We start from the raw sequence: 20120 nt of genomic DNA on the forward strand, positions 1-20120 counted from the left end.
GGCCGGGCGGAGGCTGACGTGCCGCTCGGTGGCGGCGTGCGCGGCACGGTCGGTCACGGTGCGCGGGTCACGCCGGTACGCTGCGGTCCGTGCCGCGGCGACCAGGCGCCGGTCACCCACCCCGGACAGGGTTCCGGTATCGGCGGCGAGTTCCGCGTCGACGGCGGCCCGGTCGGCGGCGGTCAGGCACGCGGTTTCCCGCACCAGCAGGGTGGCGCGCCATTCGTTGAGCTGCCCGGTCTGCAGGGCGGCGAGGGTGTGCGGCATCTCGGTCACGAGGGCCTTGGCCAGGCCCAGGAGCCGGCCGCCCCTGGCCGGGGATTCGCGCCGGGCCAGGGCGATCTGCGCGCCGATCCCGGCGCCAAGCCGGTCCGCGGGGACCCCGGCGGCGGCCTGGTCGCGGCGTTGGGACAGATCCAGTGCGACGGCGTGCCGGGCCTGCCGGGCTGCCAGGGCGGACTTCAGGTCCTCCAGGTCCCGGATCTCGTCGATCAGTGCCGCGGCGCTGTCCGGGGCCGGGAGGAAGGCCAGGATCCGGGCCAGTTCAGCGACCGTCACGGCAGTTGCTGGTGCCGGGTCTGCCGGAACCACGGTGACCGGTCCGGAGGCCGCACCGCGCCCGGCGCGACTGAGGCCAGCGTCGCCGTGTCCTGCCGGAACCACTTCGGGCCCCTGATTGCCGTCCATGAGTCAAGTGTCCCTGCGGGCTATGACATTTTTGGCCTTCCGGAGCCGTTCCACCGCTTCGGAAGCCATCGGCGACCCTCCAGGTCCCAAAGTCACTCCCGGAACGCTGCCCAGGAAAACTTCGAGCTCAAGACGCGTCCGCAACGCGTGGAACGCAGAGCCAAACTCGCCAAGCTGCCGGTACTGTTCGATTATCCCGGCGGGATCCTCGGCCTGACGCACGTCCCGGAGCACGCGGGCGCAGAATGCGAGCAAATCCTGGAGGCCGCCGTCGCCGCGCCCTGCCACTGATGGAGTCACGTCGGGCCCCTGATTGCCGTCCATGAATCCAGTGTCCTTTGGGGGTCTGACAAAATATACCGGTCGCCAGTTGCGACGGCATGAGCGCGCAGGGCGGCTGTCGAAGGCCTCCGGTGCATATGGCCACGGGGGCTCTCGGTCCGCACCGAACACCCCGCATTCCAAAGTGGAATACATGCCGGGACCGGGGGTAGCGTCAACGTATGACACCTGGACGTCCCGTACCCCCGCCCCTTGCCAAGCCGCTGCCGGATTCCGACACCACCGCGAACACCACCACGGGCAGCGGCGCGCAGACCATGGCCCCTACCCTGGCCGCCGCATACGGTGCCACCGCACCGGACAGCGGACTTGTTCCCTTGACCGTAGCCCGTCGCGCCCCCAAAAAAGACGACGTCGAGATCGCCATCGAATTCTGCGGACTGTGCCACTCGGACGTGCACGCCACCCGGGGCGAATGGGGCGGCGACACGTACCCGTTGATCCCGGGCCACGAGATTGTCGGCCGGGTCACCCGGCTCGGTTCCGCCGTCGACGACTTCACGGTGGGTGAACGCGTGGGCGTGGGCTGCATTGTGGATTCCTGCCGCGAGTGCGACAGCTGCCTGGACGGTCTCGAACAGTACTGCGAAAACGCCGCGGTGGGAACCTACGGGGCGAAGGACGCCCGCAACGACGGCGGGATCACCCAGGGCGGGTACGCCACGTCGATCGTGGTGGACCGCAACTATGTCCTGCGGGTGCCGGAAGCCCTGGACCCCGCCGCCGCGGCGCCCCTACTGTGCGCAGGCATCACCACGTATTCGCCCTTGAACCACTTCGAGGTCGAGGAAGGCGACGTGGTCGGCGTCGTCGGACTGGGCGGCCTCGGCCACATGGCCGTCAAGATCGCCAAGGCCATGGGCGCCGAGGTCAAGGTCTTTACGACGTCGGAGAACAAGTTCGCCGCAGCGCGCGAGCTGGGCGCCGACGAGGTCATCCTTTCCACGGACCCGGCCGCGATGGCCGCCGCCGACCGCAGCATCGACGTCATCATCGACACAGTTGCCGCCTCGCACGACCTCAACCCCTACTTCCGCACGCTGCGCCTTGACGGCGCGCTGTTCCAGCTGGGCCTGCCCGCCGAAGCGATGCCGCCCGTCAACCCCGGGGCTTTGATCCGGCGCCGGATCGCCTATGCGGGTTCGCTGATCGGCGGCATCGCCGAGACCCAGGAAATGCTGGACTTCTGTGCCGAGCATGGCGTGGTGTCCGACGTCGAGGTGGTCGGGGCAGACCAGCTCAACGAAGCCTACGACCGCATGGTGGCCGGCGACGTGAAGTACCGTTTTGTCCTGGACGTCAGTACCCTGGGGTCCCCGGCAGAAAAGGCGGACGCATGAGCACTCTCTTCACCAAAATCATCAATGGCGACATCCCGGGCCGCTTCGTCTGGCGCGAGGACGACGTCGTGGCGTTCCTGACCATGGGCCCGCTGGCCGACGGCCACACCCTCGTGGTGCCCACCGAGGAAGTGGACCGCTGGACGGACGCCTCGCCTGAAGTCCTTAGCCGGGTCATGGAAGTTGCCCGCAAGATCGGGGCCGTTCAGGTGGAGGTGTTCGACGCCGCCCGGGCAGGGCTGATCGTGGCCGGCTACGAAATCAACCACATGCACGTCCACGTGTGGCCCTCCAACTCGATGGCGGACTTTGATTTCGGCTCGGCGGACCATCACCCCGATCCGGCCAGGCTGGACGCCAATGCCGAGAAGCTCCGCGAAGGCCTCCGCACGGCCGGCCATGCGGAGCACGTTCCGGCCGCCTAGAACCAAACCACGCAAGCCACTCCCGGCCGCCTCCGCGTAAACAATCCACTGGCGCCGGCGCAGCACTCCCCAGGGGGACTACGCCGGTGCCAGTACCTTGTTCAGCGCCGCCCGGATGCGCTTTTCGGACACCGAATAGGCGGTTCCGAGTTCGACGGCGAAGAGGCTCACCCGCAGTTCTTCGATCATCCAGCGCACGTGGGTTAACTCCGCACCGGCCCGCCGCCCGGGCAGCAGCGCGGAGACGGCGTCGTCGTAGTCGTCCTCGAGGGCCTGGACAGCGGACATGTGCTGGGCGTCCCGCTGGACGTTGCCCGGCAGCTTCTCGAGGCGCTTTTCGATCGCCGTGAGGTAACGGGGCAGCTGGCTGAGCTGGGCATAGCCCGTGCGTGCCACAAAACCCGGATACACCAGCTGTTCGAGCTGGCTCTTGACGTCGTTAAGCGCGCTGATAAGGGCCAGGCTCGTGGTGCCCTTGAGCTGCTTTTCGATCCGGCGGGTGCTGGCCAGGATCCGTTCGACGACGGCGGTGACCGTGAAGACGGTGTCGATCAGCTCCGCCCGTACGGTCTCGTAGAGCGCCTTGAACGATGACTCGTCCCACGGCAGCCCGGCCGGCGTGAGCTTGTCGATGGCGGCCAGGGCGCAGTCAGCGATCAGCGCCGTCACGGAACCGTGCGGGTTCTGGCTGAACGTCAGTTTCTCGGTGTTGTTCAGGTGCTCCAGGACGTAGCGGTCCGGCGGCGGCACTTTCAGGGCCAGGAGCCGGATGACACCGCCGCGCATGGCTTCCTGCTGTTCCGACGGCGTCTGAAACAGCCGCAGCGCCACGGAAGTTCCCTCGTCCACCAGGGCCGGGTAGCCGGTGACGGTGTGCCCGCCAACGCTGCCCTGGACCTGGCGCTGGACGGTTCCGAAGGTCCAGTCCTTGAGCCCGGACAATTCCGTGAACCCACCCGGGGCCGCGGCTGTGGCAGCCGCCAGTGCGGCCGACGGCGACGTGCCTGCCCGTGACGTCCGGGTGTCTTTCCCGTTCGCGCCGGCCTTCCCCCTCGCCGCCGCCGTCCCTTTCGCCGGTGCCGTGGTGCCCGGTGTGGCGCCGAGGGATTCCGCGATGGCCCGCCGGGTGGCCGGGGCCAGCCGCTCCTGCAGAGCGTTCAGGTCCTTACCCTCATCCAGCAACTTGCCGCGGGAATCCACCACCCGGAAGCTGACCCGCAAATGCGACGGCACGGCGTCCCAGTTCCAGGACCCCGGCGGAATGACCTGTCCGCGGATCCGGCGCAGCACGAGCTCCAGCGAGGGTTCGAGCTCGTCTGTGGCGGGATCGAAGTCCGCTTCCAGGGCCGCGACGGCCTGGCGGGCCACGTCCGGGGCAGGAACGAAGTTCTTGCGGATCTGCTTCGGCAGCGACTTGATGAGCGCCGTCACGAGCTCCACCCGCTGCCCTGGGATCAGCCAGCGGAGCGCAGCGTCGTCGAGCTGGTTCAGGAACAGCACGGGGACCTCGGCGGTGACGCCGTCGGACGGATTCGGCGGCGAACCCGGCGCCACGGGGTGGAACTCGTAGCTCAGCGGCAGTTCGAAGCCCTTGTGCAGCAGGGTCTTGGGGTAGGCCGAGTCATCCAGGGCCGCGGCGTCCTCGCTGATCAGCAGGGACTGGTCGAAGTCGAGCAGCGTGGGATCCTGCTGCCGCGCGTCCTTCCACCACTTGTCGAAATGCCGCTCCGAGACGACCTCCGCGCCGATCCGGGCGTCGTAGAACTCGAACAGCGTCTCGTCGTCCACCAGGATGTCCCGGCGCCGCATCCGGGCCTCGAGCTCCTCGACTTCGTGCAGCAGTGCGCGGTTGCGGTGGAAGAACTTGTGGTGGGTCTGCCAGTCGCCTTCAACCAGGGCGTGCCGGATGAAGAGCTCGCGGCAGAGCTCCGGATCCACCTTGCCGTAGTTGATCCGCCGGCTCGGGATGATGGGCACCCCGTACAGGGTGACCTTTTCGTGGGCCATCACCGCGCCCATCTTCTTGGACCAGTGCGGTTCGCTGTAGCTGCGCTTGACCAGGTCAGGGGCCACCTGCTCGGCCCAGAGTGGATCGAACTTCGCCGCGACTCGGGCCCAGAGCCGGCTCGTCTCCACGAGTTCGGCGGCCATGACGAAGGTGGGTGACTTCTTGAACAGTGCCGAACCCGGGAAGATCGCGAAGCGGCTGCCGCGGGCGCCGGCGTACTCGCGCTTTCGCTCGTCGAGGATGCCGACGTGGCTCAGCAGCCCCGAGAGCAGGCTGATGTGGATGCCGTCATTGTGGCCCACCGGATCGGCAAGGCGCTTGTTGTCCAGGCTGATGCCCAGCGGGCGGGCCAACTGGCGAAGCTGGGCGAACAGGTCCTGCCACTCCCTGACCCGCAGGTAGTTGATGAACTCGTTGCGGCAGAGCCTGCGGAATGCCGTGGAGGACAGTTCCTGCTGTTTCTCCTGCAGGTAGTTCCACAGGTTCAGGTAGCCGGTGAAGTCCGAGTTCTCGTCCCGGAAACGGGCGTGCTTCTCCGCGGCGAGCTGCTGCTTGTCCGTTGGGCGCTCGCGCGGGTCCTGGATAGTGAGCGCGGCCGCCAGGATCATGACTTCCCGGACGCAGCCGCGCTTGCCGGACTCCACGATCATCCGGCCGAGCCTGGGGTCCACCGGCAGCTGGGCCAGTTGCTGCCCGACGGCGGTGAGTCCGCCTCCGTTCCTGTCGCTGCCGTTTCGGCTGGCAGCAGCGCCCGCCGGCCGGCGGCCGGGGCGGCCGTCGCCGTCGTCCGCTGGTTCCTGGGCCCGGGCGGCGCTGAGGGCGCCAAGCTCGCGCAGGAGACTGACGCCGTCGTTGATGGCGCGCGAATCCGGCGGCTCGACGAAGGGGAAGTTCTCAACATCCTTCGGTCCCCGGGCCACGCCCATGGCGGTCATCTGCAGGATGACGGCCGCGAGGTTGGTGCGCAGGATCTCCGGGTCCGTGAACAGCGGCCGCGACTCGAAGTCCTCCGCGGAGTACAGCCGGATCGCGATGCCGTCGGAGACACGGCCGCAGCGGCCCGAGCGCTGGTTTGCCGAGGCCTGGGAGACGCGCTCGATCGGCAGCCGCTGGACCTTGGTCCGGTGCGAGTAGCGCGAGATCCGCGCCGTGCCGGTGTCGATGACGTACTTGATGCCGGGGACCGTCAGCGAAGTTTCGGCGACGTTGGTGGCGAGCACGATCCGGCGTTTGCTGCCGGGGTGGAAGACCTTGTGCTGCTCCTGCAGGCTCAGCCGGGCGAAGAGGGGAAGGACCTCGGTGCCGGCCAGGCGCCGGTTGGACTGGATGCGGGCGTTGAGGGCCTCCGCCGCGTCGCGGATTTCGCGCTCGCCGGAGAAGAAAATCAGGACGTCGCCGGGGGCTTCCAGCGCGAGTTCGTCGACGGCGTCGCACACCGCATCGAGCGGGTCGCGGTCCTCCTCCAGTTCGTCGTCCGCTGCTGCGCCTTCCCCGTCACCGTCTTCGGCAGCGCCGCCGGCGGGCTGGGAGAGCGGGCGGTAGCGGATTTCCACCGGGAAGGTCCGGCCCGACACCTCGATGATGGGGGAGGGCTCTTCCTCGCTGCCGAAGTGCTTGGCGAAGCGCTCCGGATCGATGGTGGCCGAGGTGATGATGATCTTCAGGTCCGGGCGCTGCGGCAGGATCCGCTTGAGGTAGCCGAGGATGAAGTCGATGTTGAGGCTGCGCTCGTGCGCCTCATCGATGATGATGGCGTTGTACTTGCGCAGCAGCCTGTCGCGCTGGATTTCCGCCAGCAGGATGCCGTCGGTCATGAGCTTGACCTTGGTGGACCGGCTGACCTCGCCGGTGAAGCGGACCTGGAAACCGACTTCCTGGCCGATCTCGACGCCGAGTTCCTCCGCGATGCGCTCGGCTACCGTGCGGGCCGCGAGCCGGCGGGGCTGGGTGTGGCCGATCAGCCCTTTCTCGCCCAGGCCGAGCTCGAGGCACATCTTGGGAATCTGGGTGGTCTTTCCCGAGCCGGTCTCGCCGGCGATGATGGTCACCTGATTGGCCGCGATGGCGGCCATCAGATCTTCGCGGCGCTCGGAGACCGGCAGCTCGGCGGGGTAGGAAATATGCAATGTCATGGCTGGAGACAGTCTACTGGGGTGGACTGTCCACTGGGGTGGCGACGGCGGCTGTCCGGTCCGGCTGCTTCAGTCGAGCTGTCCAGCCGCGGTGTTCACTCCCTGCGCATGTTGAGGGCCCGGCTGGATAAGCCGGGCCCGAGGGGCGTGGGGACAAAACGTGCGCGGACTCAGAAATTCCGCAGGGTGTAGTTGACGCTCGGCAGGTCCCGGGCCATCCAGTACTCTTCCGAGCGGACGGGCGGGGTGTGGCCGAGGCCGTCCTTCCGCAGGGCGGAGATGGTGGCTGCGAGGCCGGCGATGATCAGGATGATGACGGCGATTCCGAGGAGTTCCATACCTCTATGGTTCTCCTGGCCGCACACTAAAAGAAGTGGCAGAAATGACCAAAAAGCTATAATTTCTGCCACAATGGAAACATGATCAAATCAGTGGCAATGATCGTGGTTCCCAACTTCTCGATCTTCGAGTTCGCGACGGCCTTCGAGGTCTTTGGCATAGACCGCTCGGACCGCGGAAACGGCGTGCCCGCCTTCGATTTCCGCGTCTGCGCCCCGGAGCCGGGCGACGTCCCGCTCAAGTCCGGTCTGTCCATGCACGTCGGGCTCGGGCTGGAAGCGGCCGCGGACGCAGACCTCGTGGTAATGGCCCCGTACGGCCGGGACGAGGACGTTCCCGAATCCGTCCTGGAGGCGCTGCGGGCGGCCCACGCCCGCGGTGCATGGGTGATGTCCATTTGTTCCGGGGCCTTCGCCCTGGCCCGGGCGGGCCTGCTCGATGGCCGGCGCTGCACCACGCACTGGCATTACTCCCAGGAATTGGCCACCAGATATCCGGCCGTCCTGGTGGATGAAAATGTCCTCTATGTCGAGGACGGCCGGATCATCACCAGTGCCGGCACGGCCGCAGGGATCGATGCCTGCCTGCACCTGATCCGCGTTGAGTTCGGCGCCAAGGTGGCCGCCGCCATCGCCCGGGACATGGTGGTCCCGCCGCACCGGGACGGCGGCCAGGCCCAATACATCGACCGGCCCATTCCGCAGTGCGGCTCGGAGCCTATGGAGCAGCTGCTGCAGTGGATGGTCCGGCACCTGGACGCGGAACACGCGGTCAATGAACTGGCGGCACGGGTCCATATGTCGCCGCGGACGTTTGCGCGGCGCTTCCGCGCGGAAACGGGGGCCACCCCGGCGGCCTGGCTCAATTCCCAGCGGGTGCTGCGCGCCCAGGAGTTGCTGGAGAGTACGGAGCTCAATATCGACGAGATCGCGAGGGAGGCCGGCTTCGGGCATTCGGTCCTGTTGCGGCACCACTTTGCCAAGGCGCTGGACACCAGCCCGCAGTCCTACCGGCGCACGTTCCGGGGGCACCTGGCCACGGCATAAGCGGTTACGGCTAGCCAAAGCCCGGCGGTGCCGCCTCCTCGGCCGCGGCCCGGGCGCATTCGACGAGGTCGCGCCAAGGACCCGTCACCTCACGCTCCGGCAGGACCGCCCGGCGTTGATCGGCCCGGATGCTGTACATGAACCGGTCCGGCTGGCCGGATGTCCCGCTGATCCCAGCAACGTCGTCCCAGGGGCAGGCCTCGATCAGCGGCTGCCACCGGTCGGTGTCCTCCGGCGGCTCGGGCCGGACGGTCCACGTCCTTTTCATTCCGGCCACGCCGCCACTGCGCTGGACAGTTATCTTCATCGGACTCGGATCTCAATCAGACTCGATCTGCAGGGGCTCGGCTTATCGTCGGGCTCCCGGGAGCTTTACTTTCACAGTTTCCCACGCGGAGCGAACGGCGTCATGCTCCTTGGAATCATCGCCGAAAAGCTCCTTGGCAGAGGCGACAGTGGCCTTCGCGAAGGCACCGAACGTGGCGGTGGGGGACAGCGTGCCGCCCGTCAGCGTCTGGTACCAGATCTGTGCCGGCGCATCCCAGGCATTGCCGCCGAGGGCCGTGGCCACCAGGCAGAACGCGCGGTTGGGGATTCCGGAGTTGATGTGCACGCCGCCGTTGTCCGCGCTGGTGCGCACGTAGCCGTCCATCGAGTCCGGCTGCGGGTCCTTGCCGAGCACGTCGTCGTCGTATGCCGTTCCGGGGGCCTTCATGGAACGCAAGGCGGCCCCCTGTACTTGGTCGGTGAAGAGGCCTTCGCCGATCAGCCAGCTGGCCTCCGCCGTCGACTGCTTCCGGACATACTGCTCAACGAGGGCCCCGAAGACGTCGGACATCGATTCGTTCAGGGCGCCGGCCTGGTTGCGGTAGACCAGCCCGGCGGAGTACTGGGTCACGCCGTGGGTGAGCTCGTGCCCGATGACGCTTAAGGATTTCGTGAACCGCTCGAAGACCTGGCCGTCACCGTCGCCGAAGACCATTTGCTCGCCGTCCCAGAACGCGTTGTCGTAGAGGCGTCCGTAGTGGACCGTGGCATCAAGGTGCAGGCCTTTGCCGTCGATCGAATTGCGTCCGAAAGCTTCGGCGTAGAGGCGGTGGGTGTGCCCCAGCCCGTCGTAGGCCTCGTCGGCGGCGGGATCGCCGGTGGGCGGTTCGCCTTCTTTGCGGACCACGCTGCCGGGCAGCTTCTCGGCGGACTTGGCGTCGTAGACCGTCCGTTCCGGCGGGGACGGCTTGAGCTCCCGCAGGCCCGGACGACTGCCGGGCCCGGGCACTGTGCGGGAGGCCTGGAAGCTCGGGACGTGTTGCAGGGCCTGCTTTGCCCCGTGGGCGGCCCTGGAGAGCTCCGGCTTTTGCTGTGCGGCCAGCCTGCGGAGCAAATACGGCGGAACGATGGAGCAGTACGGTGTTGGAACGAACATGTGAGACCCCCTCAAGCTTCGGAGCGGGCAGGGTAGCCCGCCACCGATGAACACAGCCTACGAGGGGGCGCCGACAATGGGCAGGGGCAAGCCGCTGGATTTCCGCGGTCTTTCGGCGGGATTCAGGGCACAAATAACCCCGCCGTTTCAAACGGCGGGGTTTTGTCTGTGCCCTCGATTGGAATCGAACCAACGACCTTCTGCTCCGGAGGCAGACGCTCTATCCCCTGAGCTACGAGGGCATCCAGGGATCCTGCCGTTACCGGCGGGACGTCCTAGAGCTTAGCAGGAAGTTGGCCTCCAACGGAAAATCGGCACTCACTGGTGCGGTCAAACGTGTCTTAAGTGCGTGGCAAGTCCCGCGAATTGGCCGGCCGCTCCGTAGCCGGCTCAGTAGCCGGTGAACGTATCCACATGGACCCGGCGGGCGCCCGCACCACGTGCCGCGGCCCGCAGCGAACGCACACTGGCGGGCGAGCCGGAGACGAAGACCACCCGGCCGCTGATGTCGGGGACCAGCTCCTTGAGGGCCGCCGCATCGATCCTTCTGGAGCCTGCGTCCTCCATGTTGGCCGGCGGCGCCGAACCGTCGGCAAGCCGGGCCAGGATGCGCGCCCCGGAGCGCTGCAGCTCGCCGGCGTAGGCCAGCTCGGCGGCATTCTTTGCCAGATACAGGAGGACAACGTCGCGGTCCCCGGACGGGGTCCCGGCTGACGCCGCGGCCAGTTGGGCCATGTAGGGGGTGATGCCGATTCCGGCCGCGATGAGCAGCACGGGGGTGGCCGGGTTCCGCGGCAGGAGGAAGTCGCCGTTCACCGTGGTGGCGGTGAGCCCGTCGCCCGGGGCAAGGGCCAGCAGCGAGCGCTTGGCTGAGGACACCGGTTCCGCCGTCCCCACCCCGATCGTCAGCAGGGAGGCGTCGGGCGCGCTGGTCAGGCTGAACACGCGCCGGATTCCCTTCCCGTCACCTTTGCCGGGCGACTTCCCGTTACCCTTGCCGCCGGTCGTGTCCGGCGGCAGGTGCAGCTCCAGGGCCTGTCCGGGAGCGAAGCGCACCGGGCGCTCCGGGCGGAAGCTGAATTCCGTCGTCGTGGGCGTCAACGGACGGCTGGCGACGAAGCGCAGCCGGACCCCGCCGCGCTGTCCAACGGCGAAGGCGAGCACGTTGCCCACCAGCAGCGCCAGCTCGGGGGAGTTGGCGACAAAGCCCAGGTTGTAGGGAACGGCGAACAGCACCCCGACGACGCCGGCCAGCGCCAGTTGCTGCCAGCGCCGCGGGGGCAACGTGAGCGGCTCGGTGAGCATGAACCCGACGAAGAACAGCACCGGGCGCTGCGCGAGCGTCTGCCACAGAGCCTCGGGAAGCTCCATCCCGGTCCGGAGCAGATCCGCGGCGACAATGGACACGGCAACCACTGTGAAGACGGCCGCCATCGGGAACTTCCCGATCCGGTAGAGCACCAGCAGCACCCCCGGCAGCACGAGCAAGAGCATCGCCGGCGTCGCGGCCCACCAGGTGGCAATGTTGAGCCCGGTCAGCCCGGCGAGGAACGCGCCGGCCGCGGCCGGATTGAAGATGTGCCGGCCGCGCCAGGCCAGCGCATACTTCGAGGCCGAGGCCAGGACGCAGGCCAGGGCGACGCCGGCGAGCTCCGCCAGCTGAACGCCCTGCGTCAGCTGGCTGGGCCAGAAAAGGAAGTACAGCAGCAGGCCGGTGATGAGCGAGGATTCCGTGTGCGGCCGCACATGGAACAGGGCGGCCAGCGCCTGGCTGGAGGCGTACGTCAGGCCAAGGCACAGGGCAAGGTGGGCCAGCATTTCCGGCAGCCCGAACGTCAGCCAGCCCAGCACATTGAGCAGCAGGCTGTAGCCGGCCAGGACGGCCAGGACCCACAGCACCAGCCGGTACATCGTGAGCCGGCCCAATGCGGTGTCCAGCCTCGAGCCGAGTGCAGTGGTGGTGATGGCAGTCATGAGAACAGGGCCCCTTCAAAATCGGCTGAATATTCCGCGTGCCCGTCCGCATAGGCCGTGAGCCAGGCGAAATCGAACTCCTGCTCCAGCCGCGGACCGTCGACAAAGAACAATGCAGTGGCGAGCGCGTCGGCCACCATCGCGGTCCCGGCCATGGCCCAGCTGGCGACGACGGTGCGCACCGGCGCCCCCGTGGTGCCGTCCAGGACGTGATGGAACCCGTCGCCCCACACTCGCCGGTTGGCGGCGGAGGCGCACAGGGCGCCGGCCCCCAGCTGGACGGTGCCGATTGCCCGGGTGGGATCGTAGGGGTGCTCGAGGGCAACCACCACCGGATCCGGTCCCGGATTCAGCAGGTCCCCGCTGGCATCGATGAAGTGCTCGGCGCAGCCGTTGTCCCGGAGCTCGGCGGAGAGCAGATCGGCCAGCTGCCCCTTTCCGGCCGCGCCGACGTCGATCACCACGGGAGCCATGGTTGTCAGCGCGGTGCCCTGCCAGTCCAGCACATCCTCCCACCGCGGGGCGGGAAGCGGCGCGCCGCCGGGACGCAGGGTGTAGTTGGCGTCGTAGCCCAGGCGCTCGAGGCTCCCGCCGATGAGCGGGGTCATTGCACCCTCGGTGAGCCGATACAGCGTGCCGTACAGCTCGCCCAGGGCGGCCCCTTCGGCTGGCAGCTCAATGCGGCCAGGCGTCCGGGCTGCGTCGGCAATGAGCGAATCGGGACGGAACCGGGACCACGCGGCGTCGTACTCCTCCACCGTGGCGAGCAGGCCACGGCGGAGCTTGCCGGAGAGCCGGGACGGCGTGGAAATCTCCCAGCGGGTCCCGATCCCGTCAAAGCTGAAGTGCGCCCAGCCCGGATGCGCCACGATTCCTCCGTCCCTTGTTGCGCTATTGGGCCTGTGACTTGATCTTCGCCACGGCCTGGTTGAAGCCGCCGCTGGTCAGGGAGGATCCGGCCACTTTGGAAACCTTGATCTCGTCGAGCTTCTTGCCAACAACCTGGGACTGGATGCCGCCGGCGAACTCGCCCTGGAATTTGCGGGTGTTCGGATTCGAGGGGTGCTGTGTGATCTTCACGTCGGACACGGCACCGTCGGCCAGCGTCAGTTCCACGCCGACGGTCTCGGTGCCGTTGGGGGAGGTGTAGTTCCCGTCGGCACTGTACGTGCCGTCCTTGTAGGAGCCGGTGCCGGCAGCGGACTCGGATGCCGGGGGCGCGCCCTGCGCGGCCGGGGCCTGCGCAGAAGGGGCGCAGCCAGCCGCAGTTCCGGCCACGGAGAGGCCGGCAATGCCGACGAGGACGCTTTTGCGGAAGGAGGTATTCATGCGGGACTCGATTCTTTGCGGGGATCGGACAGCGAACATTGTGCGGGGATCGGACGGCGAACAAAGTGGAGGCATGACAGGGTTGCAGACGTTGAACTCAGGGTAACGGTTCACCCTTGGTGCGAGGCATTGACGACCTTGGGTTTTCCCGGAACCGGCCCCAGCCGTCATGCCGGGCGCCAGATTCCGCCACACTCCGGGCCCACCGGTAGGCTAGAAGTGTGACCCCAGAAGAACTCTCCCTCGCCATATCCGCCTGCCTGAAGGACGCTGTCGCCGCCGGTGACATAGCCCTTTCCGCAGCCGACATCCCGGATGAGGTGCGCGTGGAGCGCCCCAAGAACAGGGACCACGGGGACTGGGCCACCAACGTCGCCCTCCAGCTGGCCAAGACGGCGGGCACCAACCCGCGGGAGTTCGCGTCCGTCCTGAGCGCCCGGCTCAAAACGATCGACGGCGTGTCAGCGGTGGACATCGCCGGCCCCGGCTTCCTGAACATCACCGTGGACGCAGCCGCCGCCGGTACCCTCGCCAAGGCGATCGTCGAGGCCGGTGCGGCCTACGGCACCAACACCGCGCTCGCCGGGCACGTAGTCAACATGGAGTTCGTCTCGGCCAACCCCACCGGCCCGCTGCACATCGGCCACACCCGCTGGGCCGCCCTCGGCGACGCGATCGCCCGCGTCCTCCGGGCGTCCGGTGCCGACGTCACCGCCGAGTACTACATCAATGACGCCGGCTCCCAGATGAACGTGTTCGCGAACTCCGTGTTCGCCCGGCTGCACGGCAGGGACGTGCCCCAGGGTGGCTACCCGGGCCAGTACATCGCGGACCTCGGCCACCAGGTGCTCACCGAGCACCCGGACATCCGCGAACTCACCGAAGTGGCGGCCCTGCCGGTGATCCGGGGCGCCGCATACAAGGCGCAGATGCATGACATCAAACAGACGCTGGCCGAGTTTGGCGTCGACTTTGACGTCTACTTCTCCGAGCAGGAACTCCACGACGCCGGCGCGATCGAAGACGCCGTCGCCCGCCTGCGCGAACAGGGCCACGTGTTCGACGACGGCGGCGCCGTCTGGCTGCGCACCACCGACTTCGGCGATGACAAGGACCGCGTGATGGTCCGCGCAAACGGTGAGCCCACGTACTTCGCCGCCGACGCCGCCTACTACCTGTCCAAGAAAGACCGCGGCTACACCGAGAAGATCTACCTCCTCGGCGCCGACCACCACGGCTACATCAACCGGCTCAAGGCCATTGCGGCCGCCGCGGGCGATGACCCCGAGGTCAACATCGAGGTCCTGATCGGCCAGCTGGTCTCCGTCAACGGCGCCAAGCTGTCCAAGCGCGCCGGCAACATCATCGAGCTCAAGGACCTCATCTCCTGGCTCGGCAAGGACGCCGTCCGGTACTCGCTCGCCCGGTTCCCCGCCGATTCGCCGCTGACGCTGGACCCGGAGCTGCTGAAGAAGCACAGCAACGAAAACCCGGTGTTCTACGTGCAGTACGCGCACGCCCGCTCCCGCGGTGCCGCGCGCAATGCCGTGGCCGCAGGCGTGGAGCGCCGTGTGGACGGCAAAGACAGCTTCAACGCCGCCTTGCTGGACCATCCCACCGAAAACGAGCTGCTCTCGCACTTGGGCAGCTATCCCTCGATCGTGGCCAAGGCCGCCGAGCTGCGCGAGCCGCACCGCGTGGCCCGCCACCTCGAAGTCATCGCCGGCGCCTACCACCGCTGGTACGACGCCTGCCGCGTGGCGCCCCAGGGCGAGGAGCCCATCACGGACACCAATCGCACCCGGCTGTGGCTCAACGACGCCACCAGCCAGGTGTTGGCCAACGGCCTGGAACTGCTGGGCGTCTCGGCGCCGGAACGGATGTAACCGCCATGACGTCAAAATCAGGACAGCCCGCAAACCCAGGACAGCCGGCCGACGCGCGCAACACCGGCCATGCAGGCTCGCCGCTCGCGCCGGGCTGGCTCGAGGTCCCCGCCGACCTCAACGCCCTCCACGAACCGCTGTGGGCGGGCGGGGTCACGCGGAACGACGACGGCGAGCTCACCATCGAGGGACTGACGGTCAGCGAGCTGCAGCGCCAGTACGGCACGCCCCTGTTCGTGCTGAGCGAGACCGACTTCCGGGCCCGGGCCCGGGCGTTCAGCGACGCGTTCAACGACGCGTTCGCCGATATTTGCGGGGGAGTGGACGTCTACTATGCCGGCAAGTCCTTCCTGTGCACCTCCGTTGTCCGGTGGGTCGAGGAAGAGGGGCTGCGCCTGGACACGGCGTCCGGCGGCGAACTCGCCGTCGCCTTCCGCGCCGGCATCCCCGGCGCCGACGTCGCCCTGCACGGGAACAACAAGTCCGACGCCGAAATCCACCGTGCCCTGGACATGCAGCTGGGCCGGATCGTGGTGGACAGCCTCGACGAGCTCGAACGCGTCGCGGCGATCGCCGCCAACCGGGGTGAGACCGCCAAGGTGATGCTGCGGCTGACCCCCGGAGTGCACGCCCACACCCACGAATTCATCGCCACCGCCCACGAGGACCAGAAATTCGGCCTGTCCATGGCCGGGGATTCCACGGACCAGGCGGGACTGTCCGCCGCGGAGGAAGCCGTGGCCGCGGCCACCGGGCACGCCAGCATCGAACTGCTGGGCCTGCACTGCCACATTGGCTCCCAAATCTTCGAACCGGACGGCTTCGCCCTGGCCGCGGAGAGGCTGCTGGACTTCCTGGCAGCGATGCAGGCGAAGTACTCTATCGTGCTGCCCGAACTCGACCTCGGCGGCGGCTACGGCATCGCCTACACGCCGGTGGACACCCCGCGGCCGGCCGCCGAGATCGCGCAGGCGATGGCCGCCGTCGTCCGTTCCAAATGCGCTGAGCTGGGCATTACCGCCCCCCGGATCTCGATCGAACCGGGCCGCGCGATCGTCGGAAGCACCACCTTCACGCTGTATGAGGTCGGCACGCTCAAGACCGTCCGCGTGGATTCCCCGGGCTCCGGGGCCACTGTTGGTGCCGCGGCCGGCCACGACGCCGCCGGGGACGTTACGTACCCCCGCCGGTATGTGTCGGTGGACGGCGGGATGAGCGACAACCCCCGGCCGGTGCTGTACGACGCGGATTATTCGGCGATTCTCGCCTCGCGGAGCTCCGACGCGGCGCCGCAGCTGTCCCGAGTAGTGGGCAAACATTGCGAGAGCGGCGACATAGTTGTTAGAGATGTATATCTGCCCGAGGACGTGGCAGCCGGTGATCTGCTTGCTGTACCGGGGACCGGCGCCTACTGCTGGGCCCTGTCAAGCAACTACAACTATCTGGCCCGGCCGGGCGTTATCGCTATCAGCGACGGATCTGCCCGGCTCATTGTCCGCGGCGAGACCGAAGAAGATATGCTCAACCGCGACATGGGAGTCTGAATGACCGAATTGCGAACCCTGAAAGTGGCCCTGCTGGGCTGTGGCAACGTTGGGGCCCAGGTTGCGCGGATTCTCATTGACGACGCCGACGCCCTCGCGGCGCGCACGGGCGCCCGCCTGGAACTGCAGGGCATCGCGGTGCGCAACCTCGATGCCAAGCGCGACGTCGAGCTGCCGCAGGAACTGTTCACCACCGACGCCGAAGTCCTCGTCAAGGACGCCGACATCGTCATCGAGCTCATGGGCGGGATTGAGCCGGCCCGTACCCTGATCCTCACTGCCATGCGGCACGGTGCCTGTGTTGTCAGCGGCAACAAGGCGCTCCTGGCCCAGGACGGCCCCGCGCTGTACGAGGAAGCGGGCAAGGCCGGGGTGCAGCTGTCCTACGAGGCCGCCGTGGCCGGCGCCATCCCCATCCTGCGACCCATCCGTGACAGCCTGTCCGGCGACCGGATCACCCGGGTGCTCGGGATTGTCAACGGCACCACCAACTTCATCCTCGACCAGATGGACTCCACCGGCGCGCAGTTCGCCGACGCGCTGGCCGAGGCCCAGCGCCTGGGCTACGCGGAAGCGGACCCCACCGCCGACATCGAAGGCCACGACGCCGCCGCCAAGGCCGCGATCCTCGCCTCCCTGTCCTTCCACACGCGGTTCGCGCTGGAAGACGTCTCGTGCGAGGGCATCACATCGGTCACCGCGGCGGACATTGCCGCCGCCAAGGAAGCCGGCTTTGTCATTAAGCTGCTGGCCATTGCCGAGAAACTGGCTGACGAGGACGGCAAAATCGGTGTCTCGGTCCGTGTCCACCCCACGCTGCTGCCCCGCGAGCACCCGCTCGCCGCCGTCCGCGGTGCGTTCAACGCCGTCTTCATCGAAGCCGAGAACGCCGGCGAGCTCATGTTCTACGGCCAGGGCGCCGGCGGCACCCCGACGGCGTCCGCCGTGCTGGGCGACCTCGTCTCCGCGGCCCGCCGCATTGTCCTGGGCGGGCCCGGCCGGACCGAAACCACCACGGGGCACGTGCCATCGCTGCCCATCGACGCAGCCGTCACCAGCTACTACATCGGACTCGACGTCGCGGACGAGCCCGGCGTCCTGGCCCGGATCGCGCAGCTCTTCGCGGAGCACGGCGTGTCCATCGAAATCATGCGGCAGACCATCCACCGCGACGCCGACTCCAACGTGGAGTCGGCCGAGCTGCGGATCGTGACACACCGTGCACGCGAGGCCGCACTTGCAGCAACCGTCGAGGCCGTCAGGCGCCTGGACGTCATCAATTCCGTCACATCCGTACTCCGGGTAGAAGGAGTCTAAGTGGCTCACCAATGGCGCGGTGTCATCCGCGAATACGCTGACCGTCTTCCTGTCACGGAAGCCACCAAGGTCATCAGCCTGGGCGAGGGCGGCACCCCGCTGGTGCACGCCCGCCACCTCTCCGAACTGACCGGCAGCACCGTCTACCTCAAGGTCGAAGGGATGAACCCGACCGGTTCCTTCAAGGACCGCGGCATGACCATGGCCATGACGGCGGCGGTGGCCGCCGGCGCCAAGGCCGTGGTCTGCGCCTCCACCGGCAACACCTCTGCCTCCGCCGCGGCGTACGCGACGGCGGCCGGGCTGCAGTGCGCGGTGCTGGTCCCCGAGGGCAAGATCTCCATGGGCAAGCTCAGCCAGGCAGTCGCGCACGGAGCCACGCTGCTGCAGGTGGACGGCAACTTCGACGACTGCCTCGACATCGCCCGCAAGCTCGGCGAGTCCTACCCGGTGTTCCTGGTCAACTCCGTCAACCCGGCCCGGATCGAAGGCCAGAAGACGGGCGCCTTTGAAGTGGTGGACTCGCTCGGCGATGCTCCGGACTTCCATGTGCTCCCGGTGGGCAACGCCGGCAACATCAGCGCGTACTGGAAGGGCTACAAGGAATACGCCGCGGCGTTCGAGTCGCCCACCGCCGGGTCACTGCCCGCCGTGTCCACCAAGACGCCCGTCATGTGGGGCTTCCAGGCCGCAGGGGCGGCGCCCTTCGTGGCCGGCCACCCCATCACCGAGCCCGACACCATTGCCACCGCCATCCGGATCGGCAACCCGGCCTCCTGGGATACCGCTGTGGCGGCCCGGGATGAATCCGGTGGCGTGATCGAGGCCGTCACGGACGAGGAAATCCTGTCGGCGCACCGCTGGCTCTCCGCCCGGGAAGGCGTCTTCGTGGAGCCCGGCTCCGCTGCCGGCGTCGCCGGACTGATCAAGAAGCACGCGGCCGGGGAAGTTCCGGCCGGCAAGACGATCGTGATCACGGTGACCGGTCACGGCCTCAAGGACCCGCAGTGGGCCCTGCGCACCGAGGACGGCAGCGATGTGCAGCCGGTCAAGGTCTCCAACGACGTCGTCACCGTCGCCGCAGCACTGGGACTGGAAGAAAAGTAACGTTGGAAACAACCCTCACCGTCCCGGCCGAATCAGCAGCCGGCTCGCCGGCCGTTCCGGCGGGCCAACTGGTCACCGTGCGGGTTCCCGCCACGAGCGCCAACCTTGGCCCCGGGTATGACAGCCTCGGCCTGGCCCTCTCGCTGCATGACACGCTGACCGTGGAAACCCTGGCCAGCGGTGAACTTGAATTCGAGCTCAGTGGCGAGGGTGCCGAGTCCCTGCCCCGCGATGCGACGCACCTCGTGGTCAAAGCCCTCACCGAGGCCCTGCACCGCCTCGGGTTCCGGCATGACGGCCTGCGGATCACGGCGGACAACGTCAACCCGCATGGACGGGGCCTGGGTTCCTCGGCCTCGGCCGTGGTGGCGGCCGTCAGCGCCGCGAATGCCTTGGTCCCGGAGGCCTCCCGGCGCGGCCGGGACTGGATCCTGCAGCTCACGAGCGAAATGGAAGGCCACCCGGACAACGTGGCACCCGCCATTTTCGGCGGACTGGCGCTGTCATGGCAGGACAGTGACCAGTACAGCAGCACGTGCGCGTCCGTGGCCGCCTCGGTGATCCCGGTTGTCGCCGTGCCGGACTACGAGCTCTCGACTGAGGCCGCGCGGGCGCTTTTGCCGGCGTCGGTGGGCCACCATGCCGCGGCCATGAACTCCGGCCGCGCCGCGCTGCTGATCCATGCCCTGACCGCCAACCCGGAATTCCTGCTGCCCGGCACCGAGGACTACCTGCACCAGAGCTACCGCGCCCAGGCCATGCGGCCCAGCGCGGAGCTGATCGGCGCGCYGCGCCGGGCAGGGCACGCCGCCGTCGTATCCGGCGCCGGACCCACCGTGCTGGTCCTGGCCAACGGCGAAGCGGAAGCCCGTGAGATTGTTGACTTCATCGGCGCCCACACCGCGGGCAACACGCCGGAAGTGGGCTGGCGCGTGATGAAGCTGGCCGTGGACGTCGAAGGTGCTAAAGTGGAAGTGCACCGGCGGTAAATACGCAGGCGGTAAATTAGTAACCGTTGTAAGACCGCGATGTTGGCCACGTAGCCTCTCTCATCTTTCACTGCGCAATATTTTCCGGTGCCACCTGCTTTCGGTCTGACGCAGGAATCAGCAGAATTGCTCTGCCCCCTGAAACTCAGCCCGCCGTTCCTCATTTCTCGGATCGTGCATGGTGAAGCAGTATCCGGCCCTGCTGGCCGATATTCCATCCGGCAAGGCCGAA

The 20120-nt window shown here is 67.9% G+C and carries 16 protein-coding genes, 1 tRNA gene and 1 pseudogene; 9 read left to right on the forward strand and 9 right to left on the reverse strand.

Translation table 11 applies throughout. The features are described 5' to 3' along the window. A pseudogene (locus tag AC1DZQ_RS18825) lies at window positions 1–687 on the reverse strand (HNH endonuclease); the annotation flags it as partial. A 147-nt stretch (window positions 688–834) separates the two neighbouring features. Between AC1DZQ_RS18825 and AC1DZQ_RS18830 the strand changes: the two are divergent. The 3 genes from AC1DZQ_RS18830 (at window position 835) to AC1DZQ_RS18840 (ending at window position 2794) form a co-directional block, all read left to right on the forward strand. Next, window positions 835–978: a hypothetical protein gene (locus tag AC1DZQ_RS18830; protein ID WP_476964929.1), complete on the forward strand. Its 144-nt coding sequence runs from the start codon at window positions 835–837 to the stop codon at window positions 976–978. Window positions 979–1190: 212 nt separating this feature from the next. Beyond that, a complete protein-coding gene (locus AC1DZQ_RS18835) occupies window positions 1191–2369 on the forward strand; it encodes an NAD(P)-dependent alcohol dehydrogenase (protein WP_476964930.1) in 1179 nt (392 codons plus the stop codon). Beyond that, entirely contained in the window at window positions 2366–2794 is a 429-nt protein-coding gene (locus AC1DZQ_RS18840) for an HIT family protein (RefSeq protein WP_476964931.1), read from the forward strand. The genes AC1DZQ_RS18835 and AC1DZQ_RS18840 overlap by 4 nt, the downstream gene beginning before the upstream one ends. A gap of 78 nt (window positions 2795–2872) precedes the next feature. Here AC1DZQ_RS18840 and hrpA read toward each other — a convergent pair whose 3' ends face one another. Beyond that, window positions 2873–6934 carry an ATP-dependent RNA helicase HrpA gene (gene hrpA / locus AC1DZQ_RS18845; protein WP_476964932.1) on the reverse strand — a complete coding sequence of 1354 codons (4062 nt, stop codon included), beginning with the start codon at window positions 6932–6934 and terminating at the stop codon, window positions 2873–2875. Between the two features lie 170 nt (window positions 6935–7104). Next, a complete protein-coding gene (locus tag AC1DZQ_RS18850; RefSeq protein ID WP_476964933.1) occupies window positions 7105–7272 on the reverse strand; it encodes a hypothetical protein in 168 nt (55 codons plus the stop codon). Between the two features lie 81 nt (window positions 7273–7353). Here AC1DZQ_RS18850 and AC1DZQ_RS18855 point away from each other — a divergent pair, with 81 nt between their 5' ends. Beyond that, window positions 7354–8319: a GlxA family transcriptional regulator gene (locus AC1DZQ_RS18855; RefSeq protein ID WP_476964934.1), complete on the forward strand. Its 966-nt coding sequence runs from the start codon at window positions 7354–7356 to the stop codon at window positions 8317–8319. A gap of 10 nt (window positions 8320–8329) precedes the next feature. Here AC1DZQ_RS18855 and AC1DZQ_RS18860 read toward each other — a convergent pair whose 3' ends face one another. The 6 genes from AC1DZQ_RS18860 to AC1DZQ_RS18885 all read right to left on the reverse strand — a co-directional run bounded on the left by AC1DZQ_RS18860 (window position 8330) and on the right by AC1DZQ_RS18885 (window position 13045). Further along, the gene (locus tag AC1DZQ_RS18860) at window positions 8330–8626 is read right to left on the reverse strand and encodes a protealysin inhibitor emfourin (protein WP_476964935.1); all 297 of its coding nucleotides are present in this window, start codon (window positions 8624–8626) and stop codon (window positions 8330–8332) included. A gap of 42 nt (window positions 8627–8668) precedes the next feature. Next, window positions 8669–9742 carry a M4 family metallopeptidase gene (locus AC1DZQ_RS18865; protein WP_476964936.1) on the reverse strand — a complete coding sequence of 358 codons (1074 nt, stop codon included), beginning with the start codon at window positions 9740–9742 and terminating at the stop codon, window positions 8669–8671. A 169-nt stretch (window positions 9743–9911) separates the two neighbouring features. Beyond that, a tRNA-Arg gene (locus tag AC1DZQ_RS18870) sits at window positions 9912–9984 on the reverse strand. Window positions 9985–10132: 148 nt separating this feature from the next. Next, window positions 10133–11716: an FAD-dependent oxidoreductase gene (locus AC1DZQ_RS18875; protein WP_476964937.1), complete on the reverse strand. Its 1584-nt coding sequence runs from the start codon at window positions 11714–11716 to the stop codon at window positions 10133–10135. Next, window positions 11713–12585, reverse strand: a complete 873-nt coding sequence (locus AC1DZQ_RS18880; protein ID WP_476964938.1) for an FAD:protein FMN transferase — start codon at window positions 12583–12585, stop codon at window positions 11713–11715. The genes AC1DZQ_RS18875 and AC1DZQ_RS18880 overlap by 4 nt, the downstream gene beginning before the upstream one ends. A 22-nt stretch (window positions 12586–12607) precedes the next feature. Then, the gene (locus tag AC1DZQ_RS18885) at window positions 12608–13045 is read right to left on the reverse strand and encodes an FMN-binding protein (RefSeq protein WP_476964939.1); all 438 of its coding nucleotides are present in this window, start codon (window positions 13043–13045) and stop codon (window positions 12608–12610) included. Window positions 13046–13266: 221 nt separating this feature from the next. On the opposite strand from AC1DZQ_RS18885, the gene argS reads away from it, so the two are divergent. The 5 genes from argS to thrB are packed head-to-tail and all read left to right on the forward strand — an operon-like array spanning window position 13267 to window position 19888. Further along, on the forward strand, window positions 13267–14931 hold the full coding sequence (gene argS / locus AC1DZQ_RS18890; protein WP_476964940.1) for an arginine--tRNA ligase: 1665 nt from the start codon (window positions 13267–13269) through the stop codon (window positions 14929–14931). Window positions 14932–14936: 5 nt separating this feature from the next. Next, window positions 14937–16475, forward strand: coding sequence for a diaminopimelate decarboxylase (gene lysA, locus AC1DZQ_RS18895; protein ID WP_476964941.1), 1539 nt, complete (start codon window positions 14937–14939; stop codon window positions 16473–16475). After that, window positions 16476–17792, forward strand: a complete 1317-nt coding sequence (locus tag AC1DZQ_RS18900; protein ID WP_476964942.1) for a homoserine dehydrogenase — start codon at window positions 16476–16478, stop codon at window positions 17790–17792. Then, a complete protein-coding gene (gene thrC / locus AC1DZQ_RS18905) occupies window positions 17793–18899 on the forward strand; it encodes a threonine synthase (RefSeq protein WP_028276075.1) in 1107 nt (368 codons plus the stop codon). A 2-nt stretch (window positions 18900–18901) separates the two neighbouring features. Beyond that, the gene (thrB, locus tag AC1DZQ_RS18910) at window positions 18902–19888 is read left to right on the forward strand and encodes a homoserine kinase (RefSeq protein ID WP_476964943.1); all 987 of its coding nucleotides are present in this window, start codon (window positions 18902–18904) and stop codon (window positions 19886–19888) included. Window positions 19889–20120: the final 232 nt, after the last annotated feature.

The sequence above is a fragment of the Arthrobacter sp. P1_C12_2 genome, assembly GCF_056406415.1.

Excerpts from the sequence above, each read along its gene's own strand:
- AC1DZQ_RS18835 (WP_476964930.1), top strand. The coding sequence starts at position 1,191 with ATGACACCTGGACGTCCCGTACCCCCGCCCCTTGCCAAGCCGCTGCCG.
- AC1DZQ_RS18840 (WP_476964931.1), top strand. The coding sequence starts at position 2,366 with ATGAGCACTCTCTTCACCAAAATCATCAATGGCGACATCCCGGGCCGC.
- hrpA (WP_476964932.1), bottom strand. The coding sequence starts at position 6,934 with ATGACATTGCATATTTCCTACCCCGCCGAGCTGCCGGTCTCCGAGCGC.
- AC1DZQ_RS18850 (WP_476964933.1), bottom strand. The coding sequence starts at position 7,272 with ATGGAACTCCTCGGAATCGCCGTCATCATCCTGATCATCGCCGGCCTC.
- AC1DZQ_RS18855 (WP_476964934.1), top strand. The coding sequence starts at position 7,354 with ATGATCAAATCAGTGGCAATGATCGTGGTTCCCAACTTCTCGATCTTC.
- AC1DZQ_RS18860 (WP_476964935.1), bottom strand. The coding sequence starts at position 8,626 with ATGAAGATAACTGTCCAGCGCAGTGGCGGCGTGGCCGGAATGAAAAGG.
- AC1DZQ_RS18865 (WP_476964936.1), bottom strand. The coding sequence starts at position 9,742 with ATGTTCGTTCCAACACCGTACTGCTCCATCGTTCCGCCGTATTTGCTC.
- AC1DZQ_RS18875 (WP_476964937.1), bottom strand. The coding sequence starts at position 11,716 with ATGACTGCCATCACCACCACTGCACTCGGCTCGAGGCTGGACACCGCA.
- AC1DZQ_RS18885 (WP_476964939.1), bottom strand. The coding sequence starts at position 13,045 with ATGAATACCTCCTTCCGCAAAAGCGTCCTCGTCGGCATTGCCGGCCTC.
- lysA (WP_476964941.1), top strand. The coding sequence starts at position 14,937 with ATGACGTCAAAATCAGGACAGCCCGCAAACCCAGGACAGCCGGCCGAC.
- AC1DZQ_RS18900 (WP_476964942.1), top strand. The coding sequence starts at position 16,476 with ATGACCGAATTGCGAACCCTGAAAGTGGCCCTGCTGGGCTGTGGCAAC.